Below are 1,522 nucleotides of genomic sequence, written 5' to 3' on the forward strand. Positions count from 1 at the left end.
TCCCCCCTTTCTCCCCCCTTACTCCCCCCTTTCAAAGGGGGGCTGGGGGGGGTGGGGGCTGGGGGGGAGGGGGGTTGGGGGGGATGGGGACTGGGGGGCGAGTGGGGTGAAAAGAAACCGGGTTTCTAGGAGAGTGTCAGTTGAGAACCAGGGATCTTAATAGAAACCCGGTTTCTAAGCACTTTTTTGCGTGAAAAATTTGCCGGAAATGAAGGGTTGACAAGTGCCTGAAGTGAATATTAACTACAGGTTACAAGTCTCTGCGCGAGAGAAGATAACACCAGTGACACCGACCGACCCTTAACCTTGACACGCAACAACCAGAAAGAACCACAGATGGCCAGACGCACGGGAGATGACCCCGTGGTGCGGAGGCATCAAAAATAAGATCTTTAGGACTCACATATTTACCGCCGTACATCCACCCGATTTGCTGACAAAACTTGTGCCAAATTGTATCACCTGGGTATTGACCATAAAGCTTTGCTCTGCCCTCCATATAAATCCGTTTTTGAACGCTAAATCCAAAACGACCGCCACTATAATTGACCCAGAGTTGATCGATGGTTCGCAAATCTTCACTGGGAAAATTTTTGAGATCGTCATCATCCACCCATCCCCGTTGCGTTTGTCCCGTTACCGCCAACATAATCCGGGCAGTTTCTTCGTCCGCGGCTTTCCAGTTTCCGGCTTTCAGCAAATTGTTAAGTCGGGCATAATTCGCCGATGGGGGACGACGATCATCTTCTTTTGGCCGCTGCTGTCCTTCTACAATCTGCTGTAGTCGAGATGCGATCGCTTCTACCATTCTTGTCTCTTGTTGTGATTGCGACTCCGTTAAATTTCCAATTTGCCGAGTGACTTCATCCAATTGGGATTGAAAATCAGACTTGAGTTGAGTTTGCGACTCCGTTAAATTTCCAATTTGCCGAGTGACTTCATCCAACCGAGTCTGCAACTGAGATACCATCGACTGGGATAATTGCCAAACCCGCTTGGCGGCGGCAATTCGTTTTCTCTCCTTCTCCAAAAATCCGGGCGGTATCGGCTCAAAAAGTGACGGATAGGGGGTCAGGTCATAGCCGCAGACCTTACAGGTTTCGATCTCGTTTTCTGTATATTCCGTTTCACAAATTGGACATTTCATAATCCGGCGTTAGACGATCGTCCTGTCAAAAAAATTGAGGTTTACAAGAGCCAATATTTATGTTATAAAAAAATGATTTCGTAAAGTTTACAAGGGCATGAAGTGCCGATCTGCGATCGGTTACAAGTTTTCGGGAAAATTGATAAACCCAGTTTAACAACTTCTCAACCCGGATTCCAGGCCAACTGATTCCCGGAAACGCGATCGCACCCCCGACCCCCCTCAAACTGACGGCCGAAAGCCGATCGCCGATACCTATATCTGAGAGCGGCGCGAGTGTGTCAAAATTCTAGGGGTAGTGCGATTCGTTCGGGAGTGAAATAGGGCTGAAATGCCTGAAATAGCCTCCCGGTAAGGCTTTCACCCCCTCGGGTG

General features: G+C 48.9%; 1 protein-coding gene. It reads right to left on the reverse strand.

The annotated features are described in order from the left end of the window. Positions 1-250: 250 nt before the first annotated feature. Positions 251-1,147 (reverse strand): GUN4 domain-containing protein, encoded by an 897-nt coding sequence (locus AC0QHF_RS00300; RefSeq protein ID WP_324702196.1) that lies wholly within the window; start codon positions 1,145-1,147, stop codon positions 251-253. Positions 1,148-1,522: the final 375 nt, after the last annotated feature.

It is taken from the genome of Lyngbya sp. CCY1209, from assembly GCF_055795065.1.